This window comes from Corynebacterium sp. MC3, from assembly GCF_900099485.1.
Classification (GTDB): domain Bacteria; phylum Actinomycetota; class Actinomycetes; order Mycobacteriales; family Mycobacteriaceae; genus Corynebacterium; species Corynebacterium pseudogenitalium.
Genome location: NZ_LT622815.1, coordinates 274,845 through 290,804 on the forward strand (window position 1 = coordinate 274,845; position 15,960 = coordinate 290,804).

Here is a 15,960-nt window from a genome sequence, read left to right on the forward strand (position 1 = left end):
GATTGGGGAGCACTGAGATTTCTACTACAGTGAGAGGTATGTCTGACGCACCACACTGGCTCAGCGACGCCGAACAGGACCTCTGGCGGCTCATGCTTGCCACTTCGCGGAAGATTTCCCGCGCTCTCGACGACACCCTCCAGGCAGATTCTAATCTTTCTTCGCCAGAGTTCTCGGTGCTTGTCAGTCTGTCAGAAGCCGAGGAACACACGATGCGGTTGCGTGATCTGTGCTGGGTTCTGGAGTGGGACCGTTCCCGCACATCACATCAGGTCACTCGCATGGCGAAGCGCGGGTTGGTGTCGAAGCAGAAGAGTCCAGGTGATGCCCGGGGTGTTCTGGTCACCTTGACTGACGACGGCTTGCATCGCTTGGAGGCTGCAGTACCGGGCCACGTGGAAAGTGTTCGGCGTCTCGTCTTTGACCATCTTGACCCCGACGATGTTCCTGCGCTGACCAAGTTCTTCCAAGGGATACTTGGTGCTCAAATCAATTCCGAACTCCATAGATAACCAAAAGGAAAGCGAGGCGCCATGTCCTTCCCGACAAACCAACCCCAGTACCAGTCAAACCCTAGCCCAAAGCGACTGCAGCGCTCCATGGTGGACAAATATATCGCCGGGGTCTGCGGGGGAATCGCGGAGTATGCTGGCCTCGACCCTGCACTTGTTCGAATCGGTATCGTGCTTATCGGACTCGTTACGGCGTTTGTACCTTTGATCATTCTTTACGTAGTGGCCTGGATTGTGATTCCGCCAGAGTTCTAACGCGTGAACGCTCTCTGAGGATGCTGGAGTGCTACACTCACCCCGTACTGTACCGAGCTGTCTATTTCTCGTAAGGGAGTTGTTCGCGATGCCAGAAACTAAGGATGAGATGCGTAATCGCCGACCAGCCTCGGCCCGTCCAATGGCGTTCGTAAAAGTCGACCCCGATGAGATTGATTCGAGTGATGACTTTCAGCGGATCGTGGATCTGGTAAAAAAGAGTGCCGAGAAGGAAAGCGGGCAGTAGTTGCTGCTTTGTGGTGAACCAAACAAAACCTCCGCTACCAAGCAAAACGCTGGGTAGTGGGGGTGAACGGGGGTTCAGAAAACTCCTCCACCTGCTTTAGCCAAACCCCTCGCGCCTAGTGTCCACAGCCCCTAACAAAATGTTCCACGTCTCCATGCTTACCAGGTGACCCGCGCCGCTTCGCCACCCGCTCCGCGTGCCCGTTTCGTTAATCGGCAGGGCCCACGCTCAAGCTCAAAACCGCACCGTTTCGGGAAGGTGCGCAACCGTTGGCAACAAACAGAGACACTGCATCCAGAAGTTGGGCAAGCCAGCTAGGAATCGGACGTTGTATCCATCGCTCACGTACAAGTTGCGCCGGGGATCTTCGCGTTTTTGAACTAAAAACGAAAACCCCATTCATGCCGAACTCAATCAACATGAATGGGGTCTCCTAGCCAGCCAACTCCGTCAGGAGCCGGTCTCTTGGGCTAAACCCGCTGGCGGATAGTTCCGCCGGGGTTCTCGTCGCCCCATCGTGTGGTGACGAAGCGGCCTGTTGTTGCGGATCGGGTCACGGTGCGATTGTTGCTAGTTCCCTTTCCGACTCGCTCGGTCGTGGTCTTGTTGGGCCACCGACCCCTTGCTGCGTTGGAAACGAACTTGCCGGTCTTTGCAGACCGGTTCACACTGCGTCGAGCCATACTCGACAACCTCCTTCGGAGTTTGACGAGAGTGAGCGCGTTTCGTGCTTGTAACGCTGTCAACTCAGTTAGACTCTGTGTATCACGTCCAAGTGATGACCGAGACTAACCTCTCATCTCAACGGGGTCGAGCTGCAACTCGGCCCCGTTACTCAGTCTTAGGCGGCTAACGTGAGTATTTCCCCTTTTGGCTGGTAGAAGCACGTTTTTCGGCAAGTTTCCTCGCCATTGTAGCTGTCTGCTTATTCGACACCTTGGCTCGCATTTGGCGTACCTCTTGGGTACCGAACGACGAGCGTCCCAAAGCATCCTTGTAACGGTTAGTCATGCGACGCCTCCTTCGTTCCTATGCTTTCGTGCTTTCGCTCGTACCCTTTCCAACGCCTTGTTTACACTGCGAGGAAGCGTCCCGAGTCTGTCCGCAATTTCCTTCGCTGAAAGTCCTTCGGCACGCAGGCGCGCTACTTCTAACTCCTTGTCCGAGAGTAACCCGGCTACACGGCGCAGTTCGTCATCGAGTTCAAACTGAGTCTCCAACGGCATGTCTCGCGAGGGCAGTTCAAGCCAGTCATCTTCCTCAACCTTTTGAATATAGCGTGCAGCCCTCTTGAGTGCTCTGGCGCGTTGCTTAAGCACCTTGCACGCCTCAATTAGACACCTGCCGACGAAGAAGGTCTTCAGACTTGCTCCGCCAGTCGGTGACCACTTTCCTCCAACAAGTGCGTCTTCCCGAAACCCGAGGACGGATTCCACGACGATGTCTTGAGCAATTTCCTCTGCTTCATCTGAGGTAAGTAGGTCTAAACGGACGTCCTCTTCTTTGGGGACGAAGTTCAATTTCTCATCGCACTTGGCTAGCAGTTCTTTTGTGAGAATCCACTTCTTGATACAGGCGAACCCGTACCCCATGAGTTCGATTTCGAAATCGTCGTAGTCCTTGCCTTGGTAGCCTTGCTCTCGCAGAATTTCATAGAGCTCGCGGTCACCCGCAAGGCGTTCTGACTCTTCGCTCGGCTTAGTGGACTTCACCCATGCAGCGGTGGTCTTGCGCTTGTGCCGACCTCCGTTGCGAAACCTGTCTAAGTCGCTCACGATCCTCCCTAACGTTCTTGGAGCAGAGTTTATCTGCTGGATAGCCCCCTGGTTAGGACTACGTCGCGGATCTACAGTGTCCCGTGCAGATGGGGTTCTTCGGGGCGTACAGCGTGTAGAACTGTCCAATACGAGAAAGAGAAGCCATGTGTATAGGCATCATTTCGGGCATAATCTTCGGTCTTATCGTGGCGGGCGTCCTGTGGGCGTGGAATGTCCGTCGGTGTCGGATTGTCGGATTCGTTAGAGATGGTATTCGTCGCGCTGGACAGAGCCGGTTTATTGGTGATGTGATTCCAGCAGGTAACTAGGCATTTTGTGTAGCGAGAGTTATTTTGACCCCTAGGGCTTTCATGATTTTCGTAATAGCCGCAAAGGACGGGTTACCGTCTCTTGATAGTGATTTGTATAGGGATTCACGGTTGAGTTGAGTTTCTTTAGCGAGCTGGCTCATGCCGTGTGCCCTTGCAATGTCACGCAACACCACCTGTACGGTTTTCGTATCGCCGTCTTCGAGGGCGATAGCCAGGTAATCGTTTATTGCTTCTTGGCTATCGAGATATTTGCTTGCGTCGAACGCTGAAAACGTTACTTCCTTCACGACTGTTCCTCCCTTACCTGTTGTGCGAGCTTTTGAGCGGTTCGAATATCTTTAGCCTGGCTGGATTTATCTCCTCCGGCCAGCAGGAAAACCGTCACTGCGCCTAGTTGGGGTGTAGTACACCCGATAGCCGGGCCCGAAATGAAATCTCATCTCGCTCACTTTCTCGCCAACGGGTTTGATGTCTCCAATCATTGTTCCGTGTGCTTCGCATCGGGCTATTGCATACAAAATGCGCCGCTGAGCACATTTGTCTTTCAGCTCACCTAATCAGGCGTCAAACAAGCTACTGGAAATAATCTGCACACACCCAAATGTAGCCTACAAGCTACAACGGTCAAGAGGGAAACCCCTCTCATAGCTGACTCCTCTTTCGGTTTGAGGGTTGGTTTGGAGGGTGAGTGGGAGTTTAAGCGAGCTATCACCGACATCAACCGCGAGATGCGAGAATGCGGGTCTGAGATGAAACTGGTCGCCTCCCAATTCGACAAAGCGACTCTTCCACCGCAGCATTGACGTCGTGTAGCTAGGTGTTGGGCAAAGAGGTCGAGGTACAACGCTCCAAGGTGGACGCTTCATAATGGCAGATCGCCTACCAACAGCGGGACTGGTAGCAGCCTCTTACGTGCACAATCCTGGCTAGGACTGTCTTAATAGCATCGGCATAAATTGGGTCATCTTGGCCGTGATCAGCGCGGCCTGCGCAGGAACTGCTGGAACAGCATGCATTATGTTCATTATCGGGCACACTGGGTGGACTGGTGGATCCATCGGCGCTTGCGTGAAGAACGCTTGGCAGTAGTGCCAACGCAGTTATCGTCTCTCGATTAATAACAAAAGGAATCCGCTCGTCGAGCAGACGACCGACCGATGACGGTCAGATCGGCGTCCCTTTTATGCATGTTGAGCACGTGAAACGGGAAGCCGAGTTGGCTGACAAAATTCTTGCTTGTGGTGTTCCCTCGAACAAAGCAGTAGAACAAGCGATTCGCGCCCATCTTGTGTGTGGCGGTTCCAAATCAAAATGTCCGTATCTAGAGTCGATGAGGAGAGACGTTATCGAGCTGCCTGTATTGGTGGCACCCCTTATTCTCGCCAAGGGCTTCACCGTTCCGGAGCCCAACGCTGGAACCACCTTTCGCATTGCGCCGCACGCCTGCAAATCGTGTGGTGGAAGTTGAAAATGCGGAAATCTCGCCTCTGTATTCGGAAGGACCGGTTCCGTAGACAGGATTTTTCTATAATCGGACATCAAGTCGGCGGCGATCGTCACATGTCGGCTCGGAGGGGGTCGAAAAGTAATTTTCGGAATCAGTGAAGGGAGGATTCTCAAGAATGCTCGTGAAGGGGCTTTCAATAAACTCCCCAACCTCTAGACTCGCCGCCACTGAAGTAGCGGCTTACACATTTTCCACTGCTTCCTTACACACCCCGCAACGACCCTCGCCCCCCGAGTCTCGAAGCGAAACCCGTACCGACCCTCGCGTCGCCTATCGCCTCGACAACCGAACCGAACCCCGCCCCGGAAACCCCGGCACGCACCCCGCCACGAAAACCCGTACCGCCAAGCGTTGCGACTGGTTCGCAGTAGCTTCGCAGACGTTCTACTCACCGCTTTTACCGCAGACTCCCGCCCCGACACCCCGTCTCGGTTGTCGGGTCGGGCGGGCGTGTCGTGGCCGGGTGCGCCGCGTTTGCCGCCCCGAGGTTCGTCTCGGTGTTCGGTGGGGTTCGCTTCGGGGGTCGTTGCGGTATTCGACCTGTTTGCCGGAGCGTCTGCCGACACGGAAGCGGGGTACAGGTCGGAAACCGGAGCGGGGTGCGTTGTGGGGTTCGGGGCGGGGCGAGGAGAAGTTGAACGTCCTGCGTGACCGTTGCTGTGAGATAGAACCATCGAAACTTCTTCTACAATGGCACCTATGTTCACCGCTTTGCACTCCGCCCTTGGAATAGCGCCCACCGACGAGTTCACAAACGAGATGCTCGACCGACTGGTCGAGGAGCGCACTGCGGAGCGGCAAGACCTCGACTTCAAAGAGAAGATCGACAGCAAGCCGACTCGGCCTGAGAGCGACGTGAAGAAAGACTTGTGCGCTATGGCGAATAGTGGCGGCGGGGTCATTGTCTACGGCGTGGGCGAGCTGCCCGACATGAAAGACCACGCCGGTAAAAGGGTCAGTGCCGGTGAGTACTCCTCTGGACTGGAACAGTCGTATTTGACCGTTGCCACCGCCTACATTTCGCCGCCGCTGCGGGACGTGGAGTTCCACCGGGTCGAGCACCCTGAACACGAAGCATTCGTCGTCGTGGTGCCAGCCAGTCAGCAAGTGCCGCATATGTACTTCACCGAAAAGAAAAACGCCACGGCACTCGCTGCGCCTACTCGTAACGGGAGTCACTCAGAGTGGTTGAGTGAGCCTGAGATTGCGAACCTGTACAGGCTGCGGTTTCAACGGGAAGAAGCCTCGTCCCGTGAAGTAGACGAGGTGTATAGCAAGGTGGCCGCGAAGCGGTCTAGTGACGGCTTTTGGGGTGTCGGTGTTGCGGTGCCGACGTATCCGGCAAGAAAGGACGACGTTACTGAGCGTGACGCGATTATGGCAAGGTTTGCCGCTTATGACGACCCGCTGCGCCTGGAATACAACGGGGCGGTGTCTCCGGCGACTGCCTCGAATTGCCGCAGGGGTTTGAAGTGTTGGACGTTTTCGGGAAAGCAGTACGACACGCAAGAATTGCTCGCGTATGTCGAGCTGCACGAAAACGGGGTTGTCACCGTCCTGTCGCGGCTGGACAGGGTGGCGTTCTCGACGGGGGACCAGATTGTGCCCACGCATGCGTTTGCGTGTTTGGTGGGCGACCTCTTGGCACTTATTCGCCACTACGGAGGTGTCACCGGCAACGCCGACTACACCGTGCGTTGCAACGTTGAGTGGGACCAAGACAAGTCGCTGGTGTTGTGGCAGCCGAAAGACATGAGGTACTTCTCCGAAGACCCGCTGCCGTTAGAGTCGTTTAGCCCGGTCGAGGCGGAGGTAAGTGCCACCGCGAACGCTCCGCTCATTGACACCGCAAGGTCGCTGGTTCGGGACTGCTTGAACCAGGCAGGCGTGGAGCAGCTTCCGGTGTGGAGAAAGTAGTAAGGCTTAAGCGCCTGGCCGTGGCGTCCTGCTAGAACTGCGGGTTCTTCTTCCGCTGGTAGGCGGCGGTGTCCACCGTTTCGAGCACCGAGCCGTCTGCCGTCACGACGCGCAATTCGGTGACCATTTCGCGCAGGTAGACGGACTGCTTATTCGTCCAACCGAGCTCCGTGGCGTAGAAGTCGCCGAGCGAGTCGGAGTAGCCCTCGTTCAGCGAGTTCCAGGCGCTCAAGTCAACGAACTTCTCCGGCTCGATTGTCACCGTCAGCACCCCGTCGCTGTAGGCGACGTCGGTGACGACCTTGGCGCGGACAACGCCTGCTTCGGCACGCTCGTTCAGCCAGTCTCGAATAATGGTGTCGGGGGCGGGGAAAGACATTGTGTGCTCCTTGACTGTGGTGTTTTGGAGAGGGGACAACACCGAGGGTAGCGACGGGCTCGACGCGGGTACGGAAGTATCGACTACATGTTCTAATCGCTGGCGGTCACCGACAGGGTCGGTCTGTCGAAACCCGCCACGGTGACCCTTCGCTCACCGTGGCGGGTTTCTCTCTGTATTTCTACACAGGGTAGACCGTACGAATTGTCCTACTCAACTGCGCCGGCACCCTCTCGTCCCGGAACGACTGGGTAATGCGACGAGCCTCCTCAAAGTCGTTACAGCGGGCGAGGAAGTCAATGCCTTCTGCCGTCCAGACTTCCCAGGTGTCCTGGCTAAACATTACGCCCAGGAGCTTGCGGGGCGCGTCCTCCTTTGGTGCGTCGGCGGCCGCCAGCTCTTTCGGGTCGAACTGGTCGGCGGCCACGAGGGTGTCCCGCTCGTAGTACGTCAGATGACGCAGGTTCGTATCGGCCTCCAGTGTGAGCATGCCGCTGTCCTGGTCGGAGTACTTGACCAGCGTGGTCAAAAACTTCATGCCTGGAACACGTCGAGGTGAACGTGCTCACCGTCAGCGCCGACAACACGGACGCTGTCGGCGTGGCGGCGGAGGAACCTGTTCATTGTGACGAGCTCGTCGCGGTTGAAGAACACGTCGAACGAGAGCAACACGTCCTTGGGCGTGCGTGGGGTCGTGGGTTTCTTTTCTTCGGTGCAGCGGTGTGGTGTCGCTGCGCTCGAGTTGTGGTGGGTCATGGAAAGTAGCCTGCCTAACCTCGCCCGTCGTGCGCTAGGCCAGGGGCAGGCAGTTCGGTGCAAGTTAGAACGTCTCCTTCAGCCGTGGGTCGCTGTCCGACTCAATGCGGTCCCAGCGGACGAGGTACGCCGCGGCCTGCTCACCGCGGGCAAGACGCTCGCCCACCTCCTTGAGCGCGAGCGCCACCGGCCAGTGGGCGGACAGAAGCCGAAAGTCCCCGTCTCGCACCTCGACTCGGATCGCGGTGTATGGGGACGGGTCGGAAAGAGAGCGCATTTTCTTGGCGTAGAACGTGTCCGGGGCGGCCTCCTGCGACCACGCCGAGCCAGGCACACCACCGTCACTGTCGTGTCGTTGTTCAGTCATGGACGGGCATTGTGTCGTCGTACGAGACGAACCGCTACAGCGGGGGTTCGCACCTTGTCCTAACTCGGGACTCTGCTGCCACTATTGACACACCCCTCCAGGCCAAAGCCCCGCTTCCTTCCAACCCCTGACACCCTCCCGCACCGGCCCTCGCCACGACTCCCGAAACGACTGCCGCCCCGGAACCCAGCCTTGCGACAGCCGCGTCTCACCACTGGCTCTCGTCCTCCGGCAACCGCTGCTCGAACGCCGCAATGAGCCCCCGGTTCTCGTGCTCGTCAAAGGGGACGGCCATAGGCAAGTCGGTTTCGCCCAGAGCGCTGGTCTTGGTCAGCCTCTCCTTGCACCAATTGAACCATTCTTCGGCCTCTGGAACGCCTTCGAGCGCGTCGAGGTACTCCTCAATTGCCCGACGCTCTTTCCAAGCCTCAACGCGCTTAAGAAGCACTTTGTGACGCTCACCTTCCCGGTGGTGGACACGGGCGAGCTCCGTTGCCTTGTCGAGTCGGCGCTGTCGGCGTTCGGCCTCAATTCGGTCGCGTTCTTCCACCACTGCGTACCACTGCTCCCTGCGGTGGACGTCGGCAAAGAAGTCTCCGAGCACCGAATTCAGCCGCGTCGGCTTCGCAGGGGTGTCGTTACGCGTGGTGAAACCGACAGTGAGAGACACCAGGCCTGTGCCTTCTTTGACGTAGTACTTTGGCATTTCTTTGCCTTTGTTGTACGACCAGCGCAGCGAGTCCTTGTAGGCTTTGACTTCCTTCTTCGTCGGCGGCCGCTCGACGTTGTTTTCGCGCTCGCTGGCCCACACTTCATATGAGCGGTAGTCGGTGTCGAGTGTGACTTTCTCCAGCACCTTCTTGCCCTTGTAGTCCTCGGAGTCGTGTTCCGTCACGCTCCACCCGCGGGCTTGTGCCTCGGTGATAACGACGTGCAAAAGCAACTTTGCGCGCTGTTTGGTCTCTGCGCTGTACCACTTAGAGGTTCGCAGAAGCCGGTTGATGGCCGGGTGGAATTTGCGGACCTCAACTTCGCCCCGCAGGACAGGCCCTGGGTCTGGTGACACCCACTCGTCCGCGTCGAGCAACGCAGCGGTCACCGTCACGGGGGAGTTGAAGTGCCACGAGTCGGAGCGCCACTCGAGCCTGAACTCTTTGCCGTCCGGGACAAGGTCTTTCCGCGGTCCTTTGACCCACTTTTCTACGGGGTCCCAGTCTGCTCTTGCCACGTCGCGGTTTTCTACGCGCCTGACAACCCACCCGCGCGGAGAGGCGACCAAGTCTTCGAGCAAGTCGGTCACCCGCGCGTCGAGTGCTACTTCGCTCGCAGGTGGTGGCTCCGGAGGGGCATAGGCCGGCCGGGCGTACACCGTCTCGGGTGCCGTACCGCGCTTGCGTTTCGGTCTCCGGAGCGGTTCTTTACCTGCCAGCACCCGCTTGCCGCGCTCAGTGACCGTTGCTTGCCAGGTCTTGCCGTGGCCTTTAACCTTGACGAGCTCGTGGCCTTCGAGCGTGCGGGCGGTGGTTTTGTACGTCGAAGGCACTTCAGGGTCGGTGGGGCACCCGTCAACGACCCATTGCAGGACGGTGCGTTGGCGCGGGGTGAGTTCTTTCGCGGCTGGCATGGGTTTATTGTCGCCGGTCGGAACGGGTTGCGCAGCGGTTAGCTTGGGTAATTGCCAGACGTGCGCGGAATTGTGCTGCGGGGAGAACTTTCACCTGCCTGGTCGGTTTCGTTCTCGTTCTCCGCTTTGGCCGCGCTCGGGTATTCAAACGACAGCAGGAGAACCTGCTCGGTGAACTTTATGGCCTTATCCGCGGTCGATTCTTTGGCTGATTGGATCTCGTGAGTGGCTGCATTGCCCCAGGTTCTGATGCTGTCAGCCCAGTTGTTCTTGATGTGCGTCGTGATGATTCCCTTGTCAACGAGGTAGTTCACGCACTCCTCGAATTTCGGTGCGCGACCCTTTTCGTTCTTCGCTGGCAGGCCGCACTTCACCGCGGTCGCGAAAATGATCTTCCGGCACATCAGGACTGCACTCGTGTAGGCCCCCACCGAGTACGTTAGATTCGCCTCTTCCCACATCTGCATCACGGCGGTTGGCAGGTTTTCGATCTGCCGACCGCTTGGGCGAGGTGGGTATATCGTCGCCGATTCATCATCGTATGCGATGGCTATTGACGCGCCGCAGCAGTCTTGACAGACCATCCAGCGGTATCCAGTTTCAGCGAACAGGCGTTTGTCCTTGGCCAGGGCAATATTCACGGTTTTGCCCTCACCACAAACGGGGCAGGTGATAGAACCGCTTTGCGCCAGGCTCTCATCAAACCTGAACGACACATGCCCGTTGTAGTTATCCAGCGACAGCAGGGCGAATCCGTTGTAGTCGAGCGTTTCTCTCCTCCGAATCGTAAACCGATACGCCTAGTGTAATGACTATCGCGATACAGCCGTGCCCAATTCGAACGCATGGCCTGATCGGCAGTTGTAAAAGATGGGAGGGGCCAGGCTTCCAATGACCAAACGCCAGCTCGCTTCTGATTCTCCTCAGCATTCTGTGTCGTCGCATATGCTGGGGGCATGGCTGAATATGAAGAACTTGATGTTCGATACGAAGATCCATTCGAAGTTGAACCAATGGATACAAACTTCAAGACCGACTACGTAGGCACTGGGCGTCTCTACAAGGACGACACCGGGCAGGCCATAAGCATCTACGACCTGGCTGAACTCGACCCAAACCAGTGGATGGTCGTGGGGATTGACCTCGCGCATCCGGGATGTCGCGACTATTCGGAGGACTCCGTTCATCTGTGGGCGGTCAACAAACTCGATGCAGAGGCCGAAGGTAGGCATCCACTGAAGCCGCATGCTGATGGAAAGCTCCCGGTTGTCAACATTAAATGCCACAACCTGACAGTTGAACAGGTGCTGAGAAATTTCGTGGACGCGGAGATGTCGTTCCGTCTCAAGGCGATAGCGGACATGCCGTTCCAGCTCATCGGTTATGCGGATCGTCCAAACATGGAAGACGGCGACGCTCGTCCAGATTCCGAGCCCTCATTTTGAGCTGAATAGGGGGCGCCTCAGCCTCATAGGAATAGCCGGCCCGAAGAATTAACTCCGATCCGGCTATTCATTTGCCCGTTCTTAGGGGGTCGGCATCCGCTCCGTCACCGAACCGGCAACCAAGTCGGCCCACGAGTCGGAAGAGGCGATGTCGTCCTCGTAGGCGATGAGGTAGCCCCAGGTCTGGTCCTCATACTCCGGCATGCCCACGAGCTGGCGCACCACGCGCTCAGCGGCTGCTCGCTTGGCTTGGACGCGCTCGTCGTCGCGGCCGCGGTTCTCCTTGGCTTCGACAATCCAGTGGGTGCCGTCTTTGTCGTAAACCACGAAGTCTGGGACGTATGAGTTGTGCGGAGTGTAGGCCACCCGTGCGCCCTCGTGGGCGTAGATCCGCTTCCACCACACCACGTTCGGGTCGAGGTCGAGCAAAGCTGCCAGGCGGTACTCGCCGGTGAACGAGTCGAAGCGTGCGGCCTCAAAAAGTCCCTTCTTCCAGGTGCCGTAGTACTCCGTGGTGCTAAAACCTGCCTTACCCGCGGACTTTTCTTGCCGGTCGAGCAGGCCCAGCACCTTCTTGTCGAGGTCGAGCACGAACGAGTCGTCAATCGGGAGGATAACCGGGTGGATGGACACCGTGGTTCTAGTCTGGGCGTTCGCCTTTCTGGACTCCTCTACAACGAGCTCACGCAAGTGTCGGGCCGCGGACTCCTTGGCCTTCTCCGTCCACTGCTCGATCTTCGTCGCTTCCATGAACGTCGGCACGATGCGGCGCTTGAGTTGGCTCGTGTTCTCTGTCGTTGCGGCAACCGCACCGGAACCCATGACGCGGCGGATGAGTTCCGCGGCGACTTGGGAAGGAGTCTGTTTGAAACTCGGTACGGCGGAGCGATCGTCGTTGTCGAGTTCGATTTTGTTACCCTCGTCTGCCACACCGATCTTCGTACGAGCCAAGTACTCGTCAGTGTCGGTGACCTTGTCTGCCCGTTCAGCAATAACGGAGTTCGGGATGTCAACCAGCTCGAACTGCTTCTTCGTCTTCGTCATAGCCGAAGATGGGAAGTCGAAGGTGGTGCCAGCGAACTTCTCGTTGACGTGAACAACGACTGGCGTGAATATCTCAACGCCCTTTGCAACGTCATCTTCGTCGGTGAGAGCTCGTGTGCCCACAGTGCGGTCAACTGCTGAGGTGTCAGGACCGTTACCAGGGGTGCGAGGGTCTTCGCCTGGCTGCACCGTGGTGCCAGTCTCTCCGGTGTCAGCAAAGGAGCCACCCGTAACACCGGTGCCGTGTCCACTACCAGAGCCAACCCGCGGCGGGTTGGTCGTGCCAGGAGGGGTGATGATCTCCTTGTCGTCGCCTTCTCGCACTGCGTTCTCGATGCCGAACTGCTTGAGTACGTCCTCGCTTTCCAACAGCTTGACGAAGGACTCGTGCGACAGAATGTCTAATTCGTCGATGGCAGGCACCTTAGTCAACGCCCCGAACGGCAGGCGAAGGCCTCGGCCCATGACCTGCTGGGTGAGCACCTCAGAGCCCATTGTGCGAAGCGTACACATCACCGCAATGCGCTTCGTGTCCCAGCCTTCACGCAGCTTGTTGACCGAGACGATCACTCGAACCGGGGAGTTATCCGTGTCGAGGTAGCGCAAGAACGACTGGGTGGTATTGTCGTTGTGCTTGTTGTCCACCTGAAGCACCGCGAGCGGGTCATTTACGAAGCCGGGGCCGCGCAGGCGCTCGGCAATCTCGGTGGCGTGAGGCACGCCGGAGCAGACCACGAACAGCAACGGCTTGGTCTGTTTTCCATTTGGGTGTGCTGCTCGGTAGTTCGCGTACGCCTCTTCCTTGATAGCCAACAGTGACAATGCGTCTTGGAGCTGACGGTCCTCCGAGGCGTAGCCCGACTCTCGGTAGACCAGCACCGGTTGTTTGACGTAACCGTCCTGGATAGCCCGCCACAGCGGGTAGCGGTAAACAACGTCATCTCCCTTGTCCGGCGAAGCCGTAAGCCCCACGGTCACGGCGGGTTTCAGAGAAGTCAGCGACTTGCGGAATGTCTTCGCAGTAGAGCCGAACAGGTGAGACTCGTCGGCGATAATGACTAAGTCTTCCGTGTCGATCAACCGTTGCGCTAGCGCGCCGGAGTCCTCCTGGAACTTCCATGTCTTGCGGCGCGCCGCTTCGTCTCCCGTTGCGACGTTCTTGCCGCCGTTCTTCGGCGGAAACAATTGCTGGACATTGAAAACGTACAGCGTAGAGGCACCTTCGCCCACAAAAAGGTCAGATGCGACGTTATCGACTCGCAGGTTCGACACGTCACCCGGAGTGACAAGCCGGGGCGGGACGTCGAAGCCACCGATGTAGCGGTGCGAGCCTTCTGAGAAGTCGAGGACAGTCTTGTCCTGTACGACCTTCGTCGGGGTGACCACCATGGCGTTGCGATGGCCTTGACGGCGCAGGTACTCGATAAACGCTGCCATGACGTAGGTCTTGCCCGCGCCCGTTGCGAGGTTGAGCACCAGCGGTTCTAGAGCGTCGTAGTTGCCCTTTTCGATTCGTTTCACCAAATCGGCAAGCGCTTCGGCGTTCGGTGCGCGGAGGTCGAACTTGTTCGAGAGTTCTGCAACCAGGTTTTCATCAAAGGAGAGGTTCAATTTCTGTGCCATGGTTACTTCTCCTCCTCGGCAGCGTCGGAATACGGGAAGACCTCAAGCGGGACGTGAACGACTCGCGAGCCGTTCTTGAACGTCCGGACATGCTCTCGGGCGAAGTCATCGACCACGGTCGCCGCGAACAGAACAGAGTGACCTTCTGGGAGGTGGGACATAACCTCGTCAATCTTCTCCTCGTCCAAAACACCTTCGACTACAACGAGGTGCTCGCGGCCGCGCTTGCCGTCGAAGTGCAAGTCGTTCGGGGTGAGCGCAAAGCGGAGCTGCGCTGCCACAGAGCGCACGAGCAGGTCGCCGGTGGCGTGCTCGGTCAGGGTAGTCAGAGCCACCTCGGGGTCGTAGTCGAAACAGGCCGGCTCAAGGTGGGCAACTTGAAAGCCACCACCGCCTCGCCAGTTGACCACGCCCTTGACCGGCTTGGTCTTGGTCATGGCCTTGAGTTGCTTGACCGCGGGGTTCTTTTTGAGCTCGTCGGCGTTCTTGATGGTTTTATTCAGCAGCGAGGTGAACTTCTGCGCCTCCTCCGGGGTAAGACCCTCTGGCAAACCGTCCTCGGTGGCGTCGGCGCGCTCTTCCTTCTGGAGCGTGATACCGCCCTGGTCCTCGCCGCCTACGACCTTCTCCAGTCGCGGACGGGTAAAGCGGTTGAAGGTGTCCTCCACGAGTTCGCAGGTCACCCAGCGGCGACCCATTTTCTGGGCTACCGCTGCGGTTGTTCCCGAACCGGCGAACACGTCGAGGACGACGTCTCCGGGGTTCGTTGCGATGTGGATGATGCGCTCTAGTAGGCGCTCAGGTTTGGGGGTGGAGAAGGGTGTGACAGATGGGAACAACGCTTTAATCTCTTTTTTGCATTGTCAGAATGTCCTACATCCTGATGAGTCCAGAGTGTTGTAGGTGGTCGTTTGTCAGCCATATCAATGAGGTATCGCTTTAAATTGAATCCTCCCATTCCATTCTTTGTCGGATAGTAGAGAGGCCAACCGCCTTCCTGATACCTCGCGACCCCCTTTTCGGCAGTCCAGCCGTTCCATAAAATATCCTCGGCCGGCTGTTCGATGGCGAGCTCCTTGCCTATGAGTCGGCAGCGAGTTTCTTGACTTTCAGGGGACTGACCCGAGAATTGGTAATCGCCCCATTCTCGCATGATTTCGAGCATTTTTTGAGCCCCGTAAACCCAATGGGAGTTAGATCGAGGATAAACCAGCTCGCCGGTTACGGGGTGTTGAATCCCGTAGACCATTCCCGGGTGGGTGGACGCCCCGGGAGCAAAGGCGTTGTCACCCTTCCATAAACCGCGGGCGTCAGAATCTGGATTGGAGTAACGTGCATTCATCTCGTCGGTTCTGGGCAACCCATTCAGAGAGAAGCTGGGCCCGGCATAGACCAGAACCACATCAGTATTGTGAATGAATTTAGATGAATCGTTCTTTCCACCGTACGTTTTCTCCCACGTAACCTCCGCAACGAAGCTCCCGCTTCCAAACACCTCGTCCATAAGTGACCGCATCCGGTGGTTCTCTACATCGTCAAGGTGGACCCAAATCGAACCGTCATTGCTGAGCAGGTCGCGCATGTGCAGCAGCCGGTCTCGCATCATGGTGAGCCAAACCGAGTGCTCCAAGTTGTCCTCGTAGTTGGCGAAGGTCTGCGCCGTGTTAAACGGCGGGTCAATGTAGATGCACTTGACCTTGCCGACGTACTTCTCGGACCACTCCGGTACGCGGGTGAGCGCTTCGAGCACGTCGCCAGACTCGCCCAGAATGAGCAGGTTGTCCGCCTGCAGTTCGAGGTCGGCGCGCTGGGAGTAGGTGGTGCCCTCTTCCTTTTCCGACCTCGTTCCGGTCACCGTTTCGTCAACCGTTAAGACTCTCGTTTCGCAGTACCGCGGGTCTCGTGGGTCAACCCAGGTGTAGCCGTAGCGGCCTTGCTCGGTGGGAATAAGTGCCTTGTCCTTATTCGTCCAGGTCAGCTCAAGGCGTTGTTGTCTGCCCAACTGTGTCTCCTTAGCGTGATTCGCGTGAGTTTTCGTCGTGTATCACAGTAGTCGGCGACACGACATGGGCTCGACAAAACGGCCTATACGGCGAACTTGTTTTCGACTCCAAAAAGTTCATGCCTCTGTCACATCGGCAAAGTTGCAAACCGCCCCTGAAATAGGTCAATCAAATACCCTCGTATGGGGTCAC

15 protein-coding genes and 1 pseudogene are annotated in these 15,960 nt (G+C 57.6%); 5 read left to right on the forward strand and 11 right to left on the reverse strand.

Annotation, left to right across the window (positions count from 1 at the left end):
* Positions 1-38 precede the first annotated feature (38 nt).
* From BQ4436_RS08105 to BQ4436_RS12270, 3 genes are all read left to right on the forward strand, one after another.
* Positions 39-512 carry a MarR family winged helix-turn-helix transcriptional regulator gene (locus BQ4436_RS08105; protein ID WP_070976283.1) on the forward strand — a complete coding sequence of 158 codons (474 nt, stop codon included), beginning with the start codon at positions 39-41 and terminating at the stop codon, positions 510-512.
* Between the two features lie 21 nt (positions 513-533).
* Positions 534-767: a PspC domain-containing protein gene (locus BQ4436_RS08110; protein ID WP_070976285.1), complete on the forward strand. Its 234-nt coding sequence runs from the start codon at positions 534-536 to the stop codon at positions 765-767.
* 88 nt (positions 768-855) lie between these two features.
* Positions 856-1,014, forward strand: a complete 159-nt coding sequence (locus tag BQ4436_RS12270) for a hypothetical protein (protein WP_176754836.1) — start codon at positions 856-858, stop codon at positions 1,012-1,014.
* An 849-nt stretch (positions 1,015-1,863) separates the two neighbouring features.
* On the opposite strand, the gene BQ4436_RS12275 is transcribed toward BQ4436_RS12270, so the two are convergent.
* The 3 genes from BQ4436_RS12275 to BQ4436_RS08120 all read right to left on the reverse strand — a co-directional run bounded on the left by BQ4436_RS12275 (position 1,864) and on the right by BQ4436_RS08120 (position 3,390).
* On the reverse strand, positions 1,864-2,025 hold the full coding sequence (locus BQ4436_RS12275) for a hypothetical protein (protein ID WP_176754837.1): 162 nt from the start codon (positions 2,023-2,025) through the stop codon (positions 1,864-1,866).
* Positions 2,022-2,789 carry a helix-turn-helix domain-containing protein gene (locus BQ4436_RS08115; RefSeq protein ID WP_070976287.1) on the reverse strand — a complete coding sequence of 256 codons (768 nt, stop codon included), beginning with the start codon at positions 2,787-2,789 and terminating at the stop codon, positions 2,022-2,024. The genes BQ4436_RS12275 and BQ4436_RS08115 overlap by 4 nt, the downstream gene beginning before the upstream one ends.
* A gap of 307 nt (positions 2,790-3,096) precedes the next feature.
* The gene (locus BQ4436_RS08120; protein WP_070976289.1) at positions 3,097-3,390 is read right to left on the reverse strand and encodes an addiction module antidote protein; all 294 of its coding nucleotides are present in this window, start codon (positions 3,388-3,390) and stop codon (positions 3,097-3,099) included.
* 1,919 nt (positions 3,391-5,309) lie between these two features.
* On the opposite strand from BQ4436_RS08120, the gene BQ4436_RS08125 reads away from it, so the two are divergent.
* Positions 5,310-6,527: an AlbA family DNA-binding domain-containing protein gene (locus BQ4436_RS08125; RefSeq protein WP_070976291.1), complete on the forward strand. Its 1,218-nt coding sequence runs from the start codon at positions 5,310-5,312 to the stop codon at positions 6,525-6,527.
* Between the two features lie 31 nt (positions 6,528-6,558).
* On the opposite strand, the gene BQ4436_RS08130 is transcribed toward BQ4436_RS08125, so the two are convergent.
* From BQ4436_RS08130 to BQ4436_RS08155, 6 genes are all read right to left on the reverse strand, one after another.
* Positions 6,559-6,906, reverse strand: coding sequence for a proline racemase (locus BQ4436_RS08130; protein ID WP_070976292.1), 348 nt, complete (start codon positions 6,904-6,906; stop codon positions 6,559-6,561).
* A gap of 181 nt (positions 6,907-7,087) precedes the next feature.
* Entirely contained in the window at positions 7,088-7,444 is a 357-nt protein-coding gene (locus tag BQ4436_RS08135) for a hypothetical protein (protein ID WP_070976293.1), read from the reverse strand.
* A complete protein-coding gene (locus tag BQ4436_RS08140) occupies positions 7,441-7,662 on the reverse strand; it encodes a hypothetical protein (protein ID WP_070976295.1) in 222 nt (73 codons plus the stop codon). The genes BQ4436_RS08135 and BQ4436_RS08140 overlap by 4 nt, the downstream gene beginning before the upstream one ends.
* Before the next feature lie 64 nt (positions 7,663-7,726).
* On the reverse strand, positions 7,727-8,029 hold the full coding sequence (locus BQ4436_RS08145; RefSeq protein WP_070976297.1) for a hypothetical protein: 303 nt from the start codon (positions 8,027-8,029) through the stop codon (positions 7,727-7,729).
* Between the two features lie 208 nt (positions 8,030-8,237).
* Positions 8,238-9,653: a hypothetical protein gene (locus BQ4436_RS08150; RefSeq protein WP_070976298.1), complete on the reverse strand. Its 1,416-nt coding sequence runs from the start codon at positions 9,651-9,653 to the stop codon at positions 8,238-8,240.
* Positions 9,654-9,691: 38 nt separating this feature from the next.
* Positions 9,692-10,369 carry a DUF4145 domain-containing protein gene (locus BQ4436_RS08155; RefSeq protein WP_143000858.1) on the reverse strand — a complete coding sequence of 226 codons (678 nt, stop codon included), beginning with the start codon at positions 10,367-10,369 and terminating at the stop codon, positions 9,692-9,694.
* A 240-nt stretch (positions 10,370-10,609) separates the two neighbouring features.
* Between BQ4436_RS08155 and BQ4436_RS08160 the strand changes: the two genes are divergently transcribed.
* Complete coding sequence (locus tag BQ4436_RS08160) at positions 10,610-11,098, forward strand: hypothetical protein (RefSeq protein ID WP_070976301.1); 489 nt, start codon at positions 10,610-10,612, stop codon at positions 11,096-11,098.
* 81 nt (positions 11,099-11,179) lie between these two features.
* Here BQ4436_RS08160 and BQ4436_RS08165 read toward each other — a convergent pair whose 3' ends face one another.
* Positions 11,180-13,765, reverse strand: coding sequence for a DEAD/DEAH box helicase (locus tag BQ4436_RS08165; RefSeq protein ID WP_070976303.1), 2,586 nt, complete (start codon positions 13,763-13,765; stop codon positions 11,180-11,182).
* Between the two features lie 2 nt (positions 13,766-13,767).
* A pseudogene (locus BQ4436_RS08170) lies at positions 13,768-15,767 on the reverse strand (site-specific DNA-methyltransferase).
* Positions 15,768-15,960 lie beyond the last annotated feature (193 nt).